The organism is Noviherbaspirillum sp., assembly GCF_035627455.1.
Lineage (GTDB): Bacteria > Pseudomonadota > Gammaproteobacteria > Burkholderiales > Burkholderiaceae_D > Noviherbaspirillum.
This window is the reverse complement of record NZ_DASPLS010000100.1, coordinates 1-14,358: the sequence shown is the minus strand read 5'-3', so window position 1 is coordinate 14,358 and position 14,358 is coordinate 1. Positions and strand designations below refer to the sequence as shown.

The window sequence follows — 14,358 nt, the reverse complement described above, 5'->3', positions numbered from 1 at the left end:
TCTAGTGCTTGCAACGCGCTTGTCTAAACGATATATTTTTGATTCTCTTGTTAGATCTATTCACACCATGGCGGACTTTCGGCGACTCCCGAACCTGGCAGCGCTGCGCGCCTTCGAAGCCGCGGCGCGGCATGGCAACTTCTCGCGCGCGGCCGAGGAAATTCATGTGACGCATGGCGCGATCAGCCACCAGGTGCGTGCGCTGGAGGAAGAGCTGGGGGTGGCGCTGTTCGCGCGGCATGGCAAGCGGATCGCGATCACGCCGGAGGGCGAGCGCTTCGCGGCGGCGCTGCGGCGCGCATTGACCGAGATCGCGGACGCGACGGCGGCGCTGCAGGCGGGCGGCCGGCAGAAGCGGCTGACGGTGACGGCGCTGCCCTCGTTCGCCGCCCGCTGGCTGTCGCCGCGGCTGGGGCGCTTCATCGAGCAGTATCCGGACCTCGAAGTGATGCTGCAGTCGAGCGGGCAGCTGACCGATTTCATGCGCGAGTCTGTCGACATCGGCATACGCTTCGGCCGCGGCAATTACCCGGGGCTGGCTGTGGAGAAGATCATGGACGACTGGTACTACCCGGTCGCCAGTCCGCGCTTCAATCGCGGCAAGCTGCCGCGCACGCCGGACAAGCTGATGCAGCATCCGTTGCTGCGCTGTGAAAACGAACCCTGGACCCCCTGGTTCCAGGCAGCGGGCCTGGATCTGCTGGAACCGACCGGGGGGCTGGTGTTCCAGGACTCGTCGATGCTGGTGCGCGCGGCGGTGGAGGGCCATGGCATCGCGCTGGCGCGGCATGCGCTGGCGGCGCCGGAGGTCGCGGCCGGCGAGCTGGTGCGCCTGTTCGACGTGGCGGTGCAATGTCCGCAGTCGTATTACCTCGTTTGCCTGCCCGAGTCGCTGCAGAAGCCGCAGGTGCGCGTCTTCCGCGAATGGCTGCTGCAGGAGATCGGCAGCCAGGTGCAGCCGGCGTAGCAGCCCCGCCGCGCTACCGAGCGGCGGGCGTCAGAGCACGACCTTCACCATCGGATGCGAGGACAGTGCCCGATACAGGTTGTCGAGCTGTTCCCGGCTGGTTGCGCGCACGGTGACGGTAAGCGAGAGGTAGGTGCCTTTCGACGAGGGCCGCATTTCCATCTTGCCCGCGTGGAAGGTCGGATCGTGAATCGTCACGACATCCACCATCGTCTGTGCGAAATTTTCCTGCATCAAGCCCATGATCTTGATCGGGAAATCGCTCGGGTATTCGATGAGGCTTTCGTTTGCTTGAGACATGATTGTTCGCATTTTCCGTCCCGACAGAGACGGAGAGGAAATCTTCAAGCCTGTATTTTACGCCCTCTTGGCCTGCTGGTAGGCCGCGTACAGCTGCCGGAATACCGGACCGGGACGGCCGTTGCCGACCGGCCTGCCATCGAGGATCGCGACGGCGAGCACTTCCCGGCCGGCCGACGACAGCAGGACTTCGTCGGCGTCGGCGAGTTCGGCGCGCGCGATCGGACGCGCGTCGAACGGTATCGCGCAGGCCGCGCACAGTTCCTCGATCAGGCCATACCGGATGCCTTCGAGAATCAGATGGCTGCGCGGCGGTCCCATCAGCCTGCCGTCCTTGACGATCCAGACATTCGACGACGCGCCCTCGGTCAGGAAGCCGTCGCGGAACTGGATCGCTTCCAGCGCGCCGTTCTCCACCGCGTGCTGCGCGGCGAGCACATTGCCGAGCAGCGAAACGGATTTGATATCGCAGCGCTGCCAGCGCAGGTCGTCGGTCGATACGCAGGCCACGCCGTCTTCGACCGCGGCCGCGTCCGGCGGCGAGAAGGCATTGGTCATGATGAATACCGTGGGCGTGGCGTCCTGCGGGAACGCATGCGCCCGTTTGGCGACGCCGCGCGTCACCTGCATATAGAGCAGCTGGGTGTCGGCCGGATGCGCGTCGGCGACCTGGGCAATCAGCGCCATCCATTCCGCCTCGGTATGCGGATTCGGGATCCGGATTTCACGCAGGCTGCGGAACAGCCTTGCCATGTGCTGCTGCGCGCGGAACGGCTTGCGGTCGTACATCGGAATCACTTCGTACACGCCGTCGCCGAAGATGAAACCGCGGTCGAGCACCGGGATCTTCGCTTCGGACAGGGGGGTGAGCGCGCCGTTCAGGTAGACGAGGGGATCGTGCGTCCGGTCAGGATTCATAGGCGATCAGGGTGACATCGGCGCCGGCATCCCGAATCGGAATCAGCGCCTGGTATGCGGGGGAGTCGTGCCAGCGCTTGAGGGCGGCGCTGTCGGGGAAGCGGGCGACCACGGTGTCGGTGTGCGCGTGCGCGCCGTTCAGCACGCCGGTCTTCCTGCCGCGGAAAACCAGCTCGCCGCCCCAGGCGGCGATGGTCGCGCCGACCTGGTCGCGGTACGCGGCCCACTGAGCCGCGTCCTTGATGGTGATATGGCCGATGATGTAGGCGGGCATTGCATTTCCTTCAAAAGCGCAGCAACAGTCTACAACGTACGGCCGTCCCCGGCGCGCGGGCGCCGGGATTGTCGCATCACTTCATCCAGAGGCGGATGGAATCCCAGGCGCGGCCGAAAATGGTGGCCTGGTTCACCTGCTCCAGCGCGAGCACCGGCAGTTCGGTCAGCGCCTTGCCGTCGACCATCATCTTCAGCGTGCCGACCTGGCTGTTCTGCGCCACCGGAGCCACCAGCGGGTCCTTGCGTTCCAGCACCGGCTTCATCTTGTCGGCCACGCCCTTGGGCACGGTCACGTACACGTCCTGGTTGAAGCCGATCTTCACCTGTCCCTGCGAGCCTTTCCATACTTCGGGCGTCGCCACCGGCTGGCCCTTCGCATACAGCTTGACGGTATCGAAATTCTGGAAGCCCCAGTTCAGCAGCTTCTGGCTTTCCGCGGCGCGCACCTGATCGGAGACCGTGCCGAGCACGACCGAGACCAGGCGGCGGTCTGCGCCGCCGTTCGGGCGCTTGGCGGTGGAAATCAGGCAGTAGCCGGCGGCGGCGGTATGGCCGGTCTTCAGGCCGTCCACGGTCGGATCGAGCCACAGCAGGCGGTTGCGGTTCGGCTGCGTGATCCGGTTGTAGGTGAATTCCTTGGTGGAGTAGATCTTGTAGTAGTCGGGATGGTCCGCGATCAGGCGCGTGGCCAGGATCGACAGGTCCTGCGCGGTGGTGTAGTTCTCCGGATGCGGCAAGCCGTGCGGGTTCGCGAAACGGGTGTTCTTCAAGCCCATGCGCTCGGCTTCGCGGTTCATCAGCGTGACGAATGCGTCCTCGGTGCCGGCCACCGCTTCGGCGAGCGCGACCGCGGCGTCATTGCCGGATTGCACGATCAGGCCGTAGAGCAAGTCCATCACCTTCACCGGCGTGGCCGGATCGATGAACATCTTGGAACTGGAAGCATCGACCTTCCACGCGCGCACCGATACGTTGACCAGCTGGTTCGGCTCGAGGCGCTTTTCCTTGAGCGCGGAAAAGGCGAGATAGGCCGTCATGATCTTGACCAGCGAGGCGGGTTCGACGCGCATGCCCGCATCTTGCGCAGCAAGCACCTGTCCGCTGGTGGCGTCGAGCAACAGCCAGGACTTGGCGGCAATCGTGGGCGGCGGCAACGCCTGGGCAAAGGCGGCGGAAATCGAAAAGAGGGTGGCGGCGAGCGCCGCAATAAGCTTTTTCATGGGCTGTACAAGTTCAACTCCGCCTGCAGCGCAGGCAGATGGCAAGAGGAAACAAGGTCTGATTATAGCCCCGCGGCAAGCTGGACGTAAGCAACCATGCGGCTTTGCAGCCTTTTTGGCAAGTTGCTTTCAGTCTACTTTCAGCGGTGCCACATTTCGACCACGAAACTCTTTATATGTTGCAACTTGCGGTGAAAAAAATGATCGGCGCCGGGAATCACGAGCACCGGCAAGTCTTGCGGCCGGGCCCAGTCGAGCACATCCGACAACGGGATCGTGTCGTCCTGCTCGCCATGAATAAGGATGGTGTTGGACGGCACTTGCGGCATTTCCCATTTGCCGGCGGCGCTGCCGACCAGCACCAGGCGCTCGGCCGGCTTGCCCTGCTTGATCAGCCGTTGTTGCAGCTGCGACTGCACGAAGGTGCCGAAAGAGAAACCGGACAGCGCGAACGGCAGCCCGGGATATTGCTGCTGCATATGTTGCAGCAGCAGTTCCATGTCGTCGGTCTCGCCGCCGCCGGCGTCGTGTTCGCCCTCGGACTTGCCGACGCCGCGGAAATTCATGCGCGCGGCCGCATAGCCGAGTGCGACAAAGGCGCGCGCCAGCGTCTGCGCCACTTTATTGTCCATGGTGCCGCCGTACAGCGGATGCGGATGCGCGACGAGCGCGACGCCGCGCGGTGCTGCCGGCGGCAGGTCAAGCGCGCATTCGAGATTGCCGGCGGCGCCGCGCAGGGAGAAGCGTTGGGTCTGCGAATTCATCAGATTTTCAAACGTTCGACAACCTTGCCGTTGACGATATGCTCATCGATGATTTCATCGATGTCATGCTGGTCGACGTAGGTGTACCAGGTGCCTTCCGGATAAATCACCACCACCGGGCCTTCCTCGCAGCGGTCGAGGCAGCCGGCCTTGTTGATGCGTACCTTGCCCTGCCCGTTCAGGCCGAGCTGCTTGATGCGTTTTTTCGCATGCTCCTGCGCCGCCTGCGCCCCCTTGTCGTGGCAACAGGGCCGGCCCTCGTCGCGCTGGTTCAGGCAAAAGAAGACGTGATGCTGGTAATACGGCTTGTCGGACATGGCAGCCCCTTGGTAAAGGCGCAATGATACACCCTGGCAGAACGCCTTTCATACGGGAGGAACGGGAAGGCGGCCGGGAACGGCGCGCCTGTTCCTGCAAGCTAGGTCCGCTTTGCGCGGTGCGCGGGATGCAGCAGGAACCACAGCGCAAAAAACGGCCAGAAGACCGCGAGGAAGTGCGCTGCGCCATTGAAGTTGAGGAATTTGCCTTGTATCCAGGCTTGCAGCGTTGCCATGAAATACGGATTGGCCGGCACCAGGTTGATCGCAACCACGCCCAGCAGCAGGCAGGCCGCGGCGATCCGCCGCTGCGCCGCCGGCGGCGCATATGACAGGCCGCCTACCATCATGGTGCCGATCAGCACGCCGCCCTTCGCGCCCGGCGTCAGCCACGCAAAGGCGTTGGCAGGCGCAAATGCCAGCGCGCTGGCAAGCGATTTGGCGGCCATCGCGACGGCGAGCAGCGCGATCAGCAGTACCGGCCGCGGCACCTGCTTGCGCAGCAGGAGGGACCAGGTCAGCAGCGCGCCGGTCATGCCGAAGGCGGTGATGAGCGTTTCGGCAAGCCAGTATTCCTGTACCGTCAGGTGCAGGTCGGTGGTCAGCACGGCGATCAGGTCGACCGGGGTTTCCAGCCAGTCCGACAGCCAGTCGGACAGGATGGGCATCAGCTCGCCATGACCGAACAGGTAACCCTGCGGATAGATCTGCGCCAGCGGCCAGAGCCCGGCGATGATCAGCCCGCGCCCGGCATCCGGGACGAACCATGCCTGGCGCAGCTGCAGCAGGCGGCTCTGCTCGAGGAAGGTGCGGCTGAGCAAGGCACCGGCGCAAGCGCCGACAAAGGCGCCGGCGAAATTGGTCAGGAAGTCAAGGTTCGACGACACCCGGCTCGGCAGGTAGGTCTGGATCGCCTCCAGCGCGCCGGACAGCAGCATGCCGCAGAGGATTGCGATGAGGGCTGCCGGCAGGCCGCGGAAGGTCGGGTACAGCGCGAACACGACCAGCATGCCGAAGGGAAAATAGCCGACCATGTTGACGCCGACATCGAAGCCGGTCCAGTAATGCGGCATCGGCATCAGCAGGAAAGACCAGGGCGCCAGGCCGATGCTGTGCCAGTTCGAAAACGGATACAGGCTCGCGTACACGATCAGGAAGGTGTACATGAGCAGCCCGAAGCGCGCGAATGTCGATACATTCGCCGCCGCCGCGGCCGGGCGCGGGGCCGTCTGCAGGTTTTCCTCGTCTAGCAATCCGGTGCCTTCGTCGTTTCAGCGGGGAAGCTTATTTTGTGCAGATGCGCGCGGGACGGCAAGCAAAATTATTTCAATGCATCGATCCACAGCATGATGTCGGCGATCGCCGCATCGCTTGCCGCGGCCAGCGCGCGGGCGCCGCCCGCCGCGTCCGCGCTTGGCGCCGGCGCCTTGCGCACGATGCTTTTCTGCGCCACCAGGGTCCGGCCTCGGAACAGCGTCGCGCGCAGGCCCACCGTGCCGCTGCTGCGCTCGGGCGCGTCGAAATTCTGCGTGAACTCGTCCATCTCGATGCGCAGCACCGGCACGTCCACCGCGCCGTCGGATGCCGACAGCGCGACGCCGCCGGTCTGCGCGATCCGCGCCTTCAGGTGTTGCATAAACAATTGCGGCGGCGGCATGGTCCAGCGCGCCTGGGCGTACGGGCGCGGCTGCTGCCCGTTCGCATAGTTCAGCCGGTAGTAGATGAAGTTGCTGTCCAGCCAGACCGGCACGCGGATCTCGGCGATGCTCACCGGTTTCAGCGCCGGCAACGGCACGCTCTGCTGCGTGCGCAGCGGCCCGAGGTCGTGCAGCGTGGCGGCGTCGGGCTTGACGATGGCGGTGCAGCCGGGCAGCAGCGCGAGGGCGGCGCATAAGGTGGCGCACAGGGCGGCGACGGCGGGAAGGCGTGCGGTCATTCCTGGTTCTCCTACTGTGAAGCGCCGGACGGCAAGGCGAAGCCGTCTTCGCCCGGACCGGGCGCATTCGCCGGCGAGCCGAACAGCACGCTCTGCGGCCGTTCGCTCAGGTTGTCGAGCGCGCGGGTGAGCGCGCGGATCGAGGAGCGCGCATCGTTTGCCAGGGGCAGGGTGTCGTGTTCCAGCCTGTCGGCGACCGAGCCGAGCCGCTCGGCGGTGTCGGTGATGGTCGCAATCGTGCCGCCCGGCGCGTTCAGCCGGGTGGTGATGCTGTTCAGGCTGGCGGCCAGCGCGCTTGCATCGCGGGACAGCACATCCAGCGACGACAGCGTGCGCTGTGCCTGGGCGGTCACCGCCGGCAGCCGCGCCAGCGAGGGCTGCAGCTGGCGCGGAATGGTTTCGATTTCCTCGGCCGCGCGGCTCACATTGTTGAAGGCGGTGAGGATGGCTTTCTGGTTGTCCGGGCTGAGCATGTCGTTGACGCGGCGCGCGACTTCTTCGGTCTGCTGCAGGATCGCCAGCCCGCGCGACTGCAGCTGGTCGAACAGGCTGGGCCGCATCTCGATGCGCGCCACCTGCTGCGGCGTGCTGTGCAGCTTGACCGGCCGGCTGCCGTCGTCGTCCAGCTGCACGTAGGCGATGCCGGTCACGCCCTGGTAGCCGAGGGTGGCGAAGGTCGACTGCGTGATTGGCGTGTCCGGCTGCACGCTGATGTGGACCAGGATCTGACCGACCACCTGCGGATCGAAGGTGATGTCATCCACCTTGCCGATGTCGAGGCCGCGGTAACGCACTGCCGCCTGCGGGTTCAGGCCGGGAACCGAGAGCTTGGTCGCGATCTGGTACGGCACCCGCTCCACGCGGTCGCGGTTGAGCCAGAGGGCGATGAAGACCGCGGCCGCGAGCAGCACGATGGTAAACAGCCCGGCAAGCAGGGCATGCGCCTTATTTTCCATGATCGGATTCCATCTCCTTGTCGTGCAGCACCTCGAGCGCGCGCCTGCCGCGTTCGCCGAGGAAGAATTGTTGGATGAAAGGATGCGGCAGGCCGATCACTTCGGACGGCGAGCCGGTCGCGATCACCCTTTTCTCCGCCAGCACCGCAATCTTGGTCGACAGCGCAAACAGCGTGTCGAGATCGTGGGTGACCATCACCACCGTCAGCCGCATCTGCTGGTGCAGGCTCTTGATCAGCGCGACGAAGCTGTCCGACAGGTCGGGGTCGAGCCCGGCGGTCGGTTCATCGAGGAACAGGAGTTCCGGTTCCAGCGCCAGCGCGCGCGCCAGCGCGACCCGCTTGACCATTCCGCCCGACAGGTTGGACGGCATCTTCAGCGCATCCTTGGGCGTGATGCCGACCATGCCGAGCTTCAGCAATGCCGCGTCGCGCACCAGGTCTTCCGGCAGCGTGCGCAGCTCGCGCATCGGCTGCGCCACGTTGTCGAGCGCGGTCAGCGCCGAGAACAGCGCGCCGTGCTGGAACAGCATGCCCCAGCGGTTGCGCAGCCGGCGCTGGCTGGCGCCGTCGGCGCGGTGAATGTCTTCGCCGAACACTTCCACCTGCCCGCGCGCCGGCTTCTCCAGCCCGAGCAGCTGGCGCAGCAGCGTGGTCTTGCCGGAACCGGAGCCGCCTACCAGCGACAGGATCTCGCCCTGCCGCACTTCCAGGTTCAGGTCCTGGTGCACGACGAACTGGCCAAACTGCGTCCACAGGTTGCGGACACGGATGATCGTGCTCATAGGAAACCTACCCCCGCGAACACGATCGCGAATACCGCGTCGGCAATGATGACCGCGGTGATCGCGGTGACCACCGACAGCGTCGTGCCTTGCCCGAGGCTTTCGGTATTGGGCTTGATGCGCAGGCCGAAATGGCAGGCGACCAGCGCGATCAGGGCGCCGAAGACGACGCCCTTGCCAAGGCCGATCCAATAGTTAGGCAACGGCACCGCCGCCGGCAGCTCGCGCAGGAAATAGCTCGGCGACAGCCCGAGTTCCAGGTTCGCGGCGGCCATGCCGCCGATCAGCGCGACGGCGTCGGTCCAGACGACCAGCAGCGGCATCGCGATGGCCAACGCCAGCACGCGCGGCATGATCAGGCGAAAACCGTGCGACATGCCCATTACCAGCATCGCATCCAGTTCCTCGGTCACCCGCATCACGCCGAGCTGCGCGGTGATCGCGGAGCCGGAACGGCCGGCGACGAGGATCGCGGCCAGCAGCGGGCCGAGTTCCCGCACGATGCTCATGCCGAGGATGTTGACCAGGTAGATATCTCCGCCAAAGGTATGCAGTTGCTGCGCCGACAGGTAGGACAGCACCACGCCGATCAAAAATCCCACCAGCGCGGTGATCGCCAGCGCCTGGTAGCCGATGTGGTAGATATTCGACGAGATTTCCTTCCACGGTCCGCGCAGCGGACGCAGCGCAAACGTACCGAGATCGAGCGCCAGCTGCCCGATCAGGACGACGAAGCCGAGCAGGTGGCCCGACAGCGTGCGCAATGCCTGATTGGCCTGCTCGGCAATCCGCCAGCGGCGCGGGTCCTCCGCCGGAAGCGCCAGCTCCCCGGCCTGCTCGATGCGCCTGAACACTTCTTCATGCTCAGGAGCAAGTGCAAGCCGGCGCGGGCGCGTCTTGCCCCATGCATTCCAGAACAGTTGCGCGCCTATATGATCGAGTTCGGCGATACCCGACAAGTCCCACTCGGTCGATCCGTCCCGGGGAGCGCGTCCCAGGACTGCGGAAAGCGACTTGAGCCGTCCGGGTTGCGCCAGCGCATGAACCTGCCAGCTCCCCGCGGCGGCGATGGTCACTGGCGGTCCCCGGTCGATGGTCAGTGTTGGCGCTTGTTCATTTGGCATCGTGATAGTGTAAGGGAGAACGCTGCAAAGGGTCATTCGGGACGCCGTGATACACGTCAATGAATTAACCTTGGGCAAGCATCCCGCTACAATGGACACATGACGCACACACTCACGCCCGGGCGCATCGCCGCCCTGTGCCGGCCAGCCGCCGCCCGGATCGACATCCGCGTGGTCGAGCAGACCGGCTCGACTAATGCCGACCTGCTCGCGGCCCTGCCGGGCCTGGCCGCGCCGACGCTGCTGATTGCGAAAGCGCAGACCGCCGGCCGCGGGCGCGCCGGACGCAGCTGGCTGTCCGCCGCAGGCAAGTCGCTTACGTTTTCGCTGGCCTGGAAATTCAGCCTGCCGGTGCATGCGCTGGTCGGCCTGCCGCTCGCGGTCGGCGTGGCGATCGCGGAAGCGCTTGCGATGTTCCAGATTCCGGTCAAACTGAAATGGCCGAACGACGTGCTGCATGACGGCAGGAAGCTGGCCGGCATCCTGATCGAATCGGCATCCGCCGGGAAGCTGCCGCCTGACAGCAGCTGGGCGGTGATCGGCATCGGCATCAACATGGCAGTCAGCGACAGCATGGCTGCCGAGATCGGAAGGCCGGTGGCGGCGATTCCATGGCTGGCGGACCTGGACCAGGACATGCTGATGGCGACGCTGGCAAGCGCGCTTGCGGAGTCGCTGCTGCAGTTCGAGCAGGAGGGCCTGGCTGCCTTCACCCAGCGCTGGAACGCGCTGCATGCGTATGCGGGACAGGCAGTGACGATCATCGACAACGGCAGGCTGCTGCATGAAGGCACGGCGCAAGGCGTGGACGAGATCGGGCGATTTCTCATCGACACCGCTGCCGGCCGCATTGCGGTGATGGCCGGCGACGTGTCGTTGCGGCCCAAGGAGTAGACAATGCTGCTCTTGATCGATGCCGGCAATACCCGGGTGAAATGGGCGGTCGTGCCGAGCGGCGAGCGCAACCGCGAAGCGCTCGGCCGGTGGAAGGAGGCGGGCCGGGTGGAGCATGCGCAGGTGCAAACGCTGGCCGACGCATGGCGCGCGCATACGATCCGGCATGTGCTGATTTCCAACGTCGCCGGCCAGGCGATGCGCGATGCGCTGGAGCGGGCGCTGCTGGGCGCGTGCGGCGTGCGCCCGGTGCCGGTCGAGTGGTTCGCGTCGGTGCCGGCGCTGGGCGGCATCCGCAACCAGTACCGCAATCCGGCGCAGCTCGGCTGCGACCGCTTCGCGTCGGCGATCGGCGCGCATGCGCTGTTTCCCGCGACGCCGCTGGTGGTCGCCACCTGCGGCACCGCAACCACCGTCGATGCGGTCAGCGCGGACGGCATTTTCCTCGGTGGTATGATCTTGCCCGGACTCGGCCTGATGGCGAATTCGCTGGCGAAGAACACCGCGCAATTGCCGCAGGTCGCGGAACACCTCGATATTGCCGAACCATTCGCCGACCATACCGATGCGGCTATCGTCAGCGGCTGCCTGGCGGCACAGGCGGGCGCAATCGAACGCGCGGTCGCCGCGCATGCACGCCATGGCGGCGAGGTGCAATGCGTGCTGTCGGGCGGGGCTGCCGAGCTGATCGCGCCTCACCTGCGCGTGGCGCACACCCGTGTCGACAACCTCGTGCTGATCGGCCTGCACAAGGCCGCGATGAATACATGATGCTGAAATTCCTGTTCTGGATACTGTTGCTCGGAAACGCCGGCCTGCTTGCCTACCAGCAGGGCTATTTCGACGCGCTGCTGCCATCCGGCCGCGAGCCGGCACGCATGAAGCAGCAGCTCAACGCCGACAAGCTGAGGCTGGTGCCGCCGCCCGATCCGAACCAGCCGCCTCCCGCGCCGCCGGCGGCGGAACAGGCACCGGCGTCACCCGCAGAGCCCGCCGCGCCGGCAATGCCCGCTGCACCAGTTACACCAGTGACACCGCCTGCGCCGCCTGCGCCGACCGCGCCGGCCGCGCCGGCAGCCGTGGCGCCGGTATCGACGAGCGCTGCTGCCACGCCAAAGAAAAAGGACATCATCGCCTGCACCGAAATCGGCGGCTTCAACCCGGAAGACGCGAAGCGTTTTGCGGCGCAGCTCGCGCCCCTGGCGCTCGGCGACAGGGTGTCCCAGCGCCCGCTGCAGGAAGTGGCGAACCACATGGTCTACATTCCACCGCAGGCCGACCGCGAGGGCGCGGAAAAGAAGGCCGGCGAATTGCGCAAGCTCGGCATCGAGGATTTTTTCATCATCCAGGACAACTCGCCGCTGCGCTGGGGGATTTCGCTCGGGGTGTTCAAGCATGAGGAAGCGGCGCGCGCACACCTGGCCGCGCTGGGCCAGAAAGGCGTGCGCACGGCGCGCATCGGGCAGCGCACGGTCACTTCCAGCCAGGTCGCGTTCCGGCTGCGCGACATCGATGCGGAAACGAAAAGCGCGCTGGACAAGATCAGGACCGGATTCCCGAAGCAGGAGGTGCGCGCCTGCGAAGGCGCGTAACAGCGCCGGCGAACGGGCAGGCTGCGTCCGCGGCAGACCGGCGCACCGATGCCCATCTGCCCGGCGCCGCCGGCCCGCTTATATCAAGCCGAGCGACACCGCCCGCGCCACCGCCTGGTGGCGGCTGTTGACGTTGAACTTGCTCATGATATTGCGCACGTGATGGTTGACGCCGTGTTCGGACAATTCGAGGATTTGCGCGGTTTCCCATGTGGATTTGCCGGCCGCAATCCACTTCAGGCATTCGTACTCCCTCTTGGTCAGCGGCGAACTCAGTGCCAGTCGCGCCTTGTCGACGATATTGACCATCGCGTCGTGCGCGCAATTGGCGATCAATGCACCATGGGGCAGGTTGCGCCGTATGCAGTTGCGCGCGTTCGCGTTGCATGTCGCCAGCCCAAGGCTCAGCAAGCCAACGTCGCCTTCTCTGCGGTGCACCGGGAAACACACGCCGCTGGCCATGCCGTGGCGCGTCACGTCCTTGTAGAAAGACCGGCGCTCGATTCCCGCATAGCCTTCGCAATCCCAGATCAACGGCGTGAGCTTGTTGCGCGCATGATGCAGAAAGCGATCGAGCCGGGACCAGTGGCTGGTGCCTGATTTTGGATCCTGCGCCAGCGGATGATTGGTCAGGATACGGTGAAGACGTTGCCCGTGCCCGACAATGAACTGCGCGCCGTAAAAGAAATAGTGGAACCCCAGGTGTTCCGTCACCGAGGCCAGTATTGCCTTGACCTCGACGTCGGCCTTGCATTGCCCCAGTCCCCAGATCTGTTCCAAATCACCAATGGTATTCAAGGTAGCTCTCCACTTCCACAGGTTATGCTGAAGATCGTGCCTGTCGCTGTCGCCGCCGCTCATGATCAGGACAGGGGGCGCAGTTAGAATTCCACGCCCTTGACGAATAGACAATAAGCAACGCAGATTAACCAAAGGTGGCAGGAGTGCTTCGTCATTGCCACTGCCTGCACTACGCCCCGCCGCACCCCTGTCACGTTTATCGACGTCATGCCATTGCGCGTGGTGGTGGGACGAAGGCGCGCGGACCTGCATCGAACTGCCTTCTGGCGCCGGCGGGCAGTTGCCCGGCATGTCCATCGGGGAACGGCGACACGCGAAGTTGAACAGTGGGGTGGCCATCGGCGTGGTGACGAACGCGATCAGCATCAGGACGGAAAACCCGCCGGCAGCGCGCCGGTCTGATCGAGGTGGATATTGGTGGCCCCTTCCAGGCATTCGAAGGCGAGCGCATCCCGCACCGCCTTTTCCAGCCAGGGATGATCGAGCAGGGCCCTGGTGCCGAGCAGGCCAGGGACGTCGTCCGCGATCGCTTCGCATATCCGGGTAGCCGTGACACTCGCCAGCGAGATATGCGGCGCGGCGTCGGGGGCGCGGTCGGCCTCGGCGGCGGCAAGATGCACCAGGCGCCGCGCCGCGCACAGGCGCGCGTCCCAGGCGTCGAGCGTCTCCGCCTGCGCCGGCATGCCATGAAGCTGAATGCGCGCGTAGTCCGCCATCGCTTGCGCATGCCCGAGCGCCATGGAAGCGACGCACGGCCGGAACCGGCTGAAGGTCCGGATGAGCGCTGCCATTCCGCGCTGCAAGGGATGCAGATGCGCGCCGAGCAGTGCATCGGCGCCGAGCTGCAGGCCGGAAAAGGACATGTGGCCGAGCAGCGCGCCTTTCAGGCCCGGCATGGGCAGAATGTGGCGTTCCAGGCGAGTCCGGTCGGATAGCACATCCGGTGTCAGCAGCAACGCGCCGAGACTGTACGGGCCGTTTCCCGTCCTGACTATCACGACGCCGATCTCGCCGCTGGCCGCATGGCCGACCAGCCACTTTTCTCCGGTCAGCCGGCCGGCCGCGTCGATGCGGCACGTCATGCCGGCGGCGTCCGACACTTTCGCCGGTTCTGCGACGGCAAGGAAAGTGCGGGCACGGCGCTCCGACACGGTATCGAAAAACACCTGCTGCTGCGCCGGCGATCCGAGCTCGCGGACGATCACGCCCGGAAATCCCGGGCCGGGTCCGCTCAGGAGTGCGCCGGCGTCGCCGTACGCCAGCGCTTCAAACAGGCGCACGCGATCGAGTGTGCCGGGCGGTTCGCTCCGGGTTAGCAATGCGAACAGAGGATGATCCACGCGCTGCATGACGGATTGCGGGTCCGCGTCGATCTCCAACGCAAGCGCACGCAGCCAGGCGGCATGCTCCAGCAGATGCTCCGGATAGCGGCGGCTCCAGTGTTCGGCCTGAATCTCATGCATGGTCGTGTCCCGGGTAGAGGTTGGCAAGCATTCCGAACATCGCGGC

The 14,358-nt window shown here is 65.5% G+C and carries 17 protein-coding genes; 4 read left to right on the top strand and 13 right to left on the bottom strand.

What is annotated here, in order from left to right:
* Positions 1-67: 67 nt before the first annotated feature.
* Complete coding sequence (gcvA, locus tag VEC01_RS19270; RefSeq protein ID WP_324902539.1) at positions 68-967, top strand: transcriptional regulator GcvA; 900 nt, start codon at positions 68-70, stop codon at positions 965-967.
* A 30-nt stretch (positions 968-997) separates the two neighbouring features.
* Here the strand turns inward: gcvA and VEC01_RS19265 are convergent, their stop codons facing one another.
* The 11 genes from VEC01_RS19265 to VEC01_RS19215 form a co-directional block, all read right to left on the bottom strand.
* A complete protein-coding gene (locus VEC01_RS19265) occupies positions 998-1,267 on the bottom strand; it encodes a DUF493 family protein (protein WP_324902538.1) in 270 nt (89 codons plus the stop codon).
* 57 nt (positions 1,268-1,324) lie between these two features.
* Complete coding sequence (locus tag VEC01_RS19260; RefSeq protein WP_324902537.1) at positions 1,325-2,185, bottom strand: D-amino acid aminotransferase; 861 nt, start codon at positions 2,183-2,185, stop codon at positions 1,325-1,327.
* Positions 2,175-2,459 carry a DUF1330 domain-containing protein gene (locus VEC01_RS19255; protein WP_324902536.1) on the bottom strand — a complete coding sequence of 95 codons (285 nt, stop codon included), beginning with the start codon at positions 2,457-2,459 and terminating at the stop codon, positions 2,175-2,177. The genes VEC01_RS19260 and VEC01_RS19255 overlap by 11 nt, the downstream gene beginning before the upstream one ends.
* A 76-nt stretch (positions 2,460-2,535) precedes the next feature.
* A complete protein-coding gene (locus VEC01_RS19250; RefSeq protein WP_324902535.1) occupies positions 2,536-3,681 on the bottom strand; it encodes a D-alanyl-D-alanine carboxypeptidase family protein in 1,146 nt (381 codons plus the stop codon).
* Positions 3,682-3,821: 140 nt separating this feature from the next.
* A complete protein-coding gene (locus tag VEC01_RS19245; RefSeq protein ID WP_324902534.1) occupies positions 3,822-4,445 on the bottom strand; it encodes an alpha/beta hydrolase in 624 nt (207 codons plus the stop codon).
* Complete coding sequence (locus VEC01_RS19240; protein WP_324902533.1) at positions 4,445-4,762, bottom strand: (2Fe-2S) ferredoxin domain-containing protein; 318 nt, start codon at positions 4,760-4,762, stop codon at positions 4,445-4,447. Before VEC01_RS19240 ends, VEC01_RS19245 begins: the two co-directional genes overlap by 1 nt.
* Before the next feature lie 101 nt (positions 4,763-4,863).
* Entirely contained in the window at positions 4,864-6,015 is a 1,152-nt protein-coding gene (locus tag VEC01_RS19235; protein WP_324902532.1) for a VanZ family protein, read from the bottom strand.
* A 68-nt stretch (positions 6,016-6,083) separates the two neighbouring features.
* Positions 6,084-6,698, bottom strand: a complete 615-nt coding sequence (locus VEC01_RS19230) for an ABC-type transport auxiliary lipoprotein family protein (protein ID WP_324902531.1) — start codon at positions 6,696-6,698, stop codon at positions 6,084-6,086.
* 11 nt (positions 6,699-6,709) lie between these two features.
* Positions 6,710-7,654: an MlaD family protein gene (locus VEC01_RS19225; protein WP_324902530.1), complete on the bottom strand. Its 945-nt coding sequence runs from the start codon at positions 7,652-7,654 to the stop codon at positions 6,710-6,712.
* Positions 7,644-8,438 (bottom strand): ABC transporter ATP-binding protein, encoded by a 795-nt coding sequence (locus tag VEC01_RS19220; RefSeq protein WP_324902529.1) that lies wholly within the window; start codon positions 8,436-8,438, stop codon positions 7,644-7,646. The genes VEC01_RS19225 and VEC01_RS19220 overlap by 11 nt, the downstream gene beginning before the upstream one ends.
* Complete coding sequence (locus tag VEC01_RS19215; RefSeq protein WP_324902528.1) at positions 8,435-9,562, bottom strand: ABC transporter permease; 1,128 nt, start codon at positions 9,560-9,562, stop codon at positions 8,435-8,437. Before VEC01_RS19215 ends, VEC01_RS19220 begins: the two co-directional genes overlap by 4 nt.
* A 99-nt stretch (positions 9,563-9,661) precedes the next feature.
* Here VEC01_RS19215 and VEC01_RS19210 point away from each other — a divergent pair, with 99 nt between their 5' ends.
* Genes VEC01_RS19210 through VEC01_RS19200 form a run of 3 tightly spaced genes read left to right on the top strand, consistent with a single transcriptional unit; the run spans position 9,662 to position 12,048 of the window.
* On the top strand, positions 9,662-10,456 hold the full coding sequence (locus VEC01_RS19210) for a biotin--[acetyl-CoA-carboxylase] ligase (RefSeq protein ID WP_324902527.1): 795 nt from the start codon (positions 9,662-9,664) through the stop codon (positions 10,454-10,456).
* A 3-nt stretch (positions 10,457-10,459) separates the two neighbouring features.
* The gene (locus VEC01_RS19205) at positions 10,460-11,227 is read left to right on the top strand and encodes a type III pantothenate kinase (RefSeq protein WP_324902526.1); all 768 of its coding nucleotides are present in this window, start codon (positions 10,460-10,462) and stop codon (positions 11,225-11,227) included.
* Positions 11,224-12,048 carry an SPOR domain-containing protein gene (locus tag VEC01_RS19200; RefSeq protein WP_324902525.1) on the top strand — a complete coding sequence of 275 codons (825 nt, stop codon included), beginning with the start codon at positions 11,224-11,226 and terminating at the stop codon, positions 12,046-12,048. The genes VEC01_RS19205 and VEC01_RS19200 overlap by 4 nt, the downstream gene beginning before the upstream one ends.
* Positions 12,049-12,126: 78 nt before the next feature.
* On the opposite strand, the gene VEC01_RS19195 is transcribed toward VEC01_RS19200, so the two are convergent.
* Both VEC01_RS19195 and VEC01_RS19190 read right to left on the bottom strand, forming a co-directional pair.
* Positions 12,127-13,215 (bottom strand): helix-turn-helix transcriptional regulator, encoded by a 1,089-nt coding sequence (locus VEC01_RS19195; protein WP_324902524.1) that lies wholly within the window; start codon positions 13,213-13,215, stop codon positions 12,127-12,129.
* On the bottom strand, positions 13,215-14,312 hold the full coding sequence (locus tag VEC01_RS19190) for an acyl-CoA dehydrogenase family protein (protein WP_324902522.1): 1,098 nt from the start codon (positions 14,310-14,312) through the stop codon (positions 13,215-13,217). The genes VEC01_RS19195 and VEC01_RS19190 overlap by 1 nt, the downstream gene beginning before the upstream one ends.
* Positions 14,313-14,358: the final 46 nt, after the last annotated feature.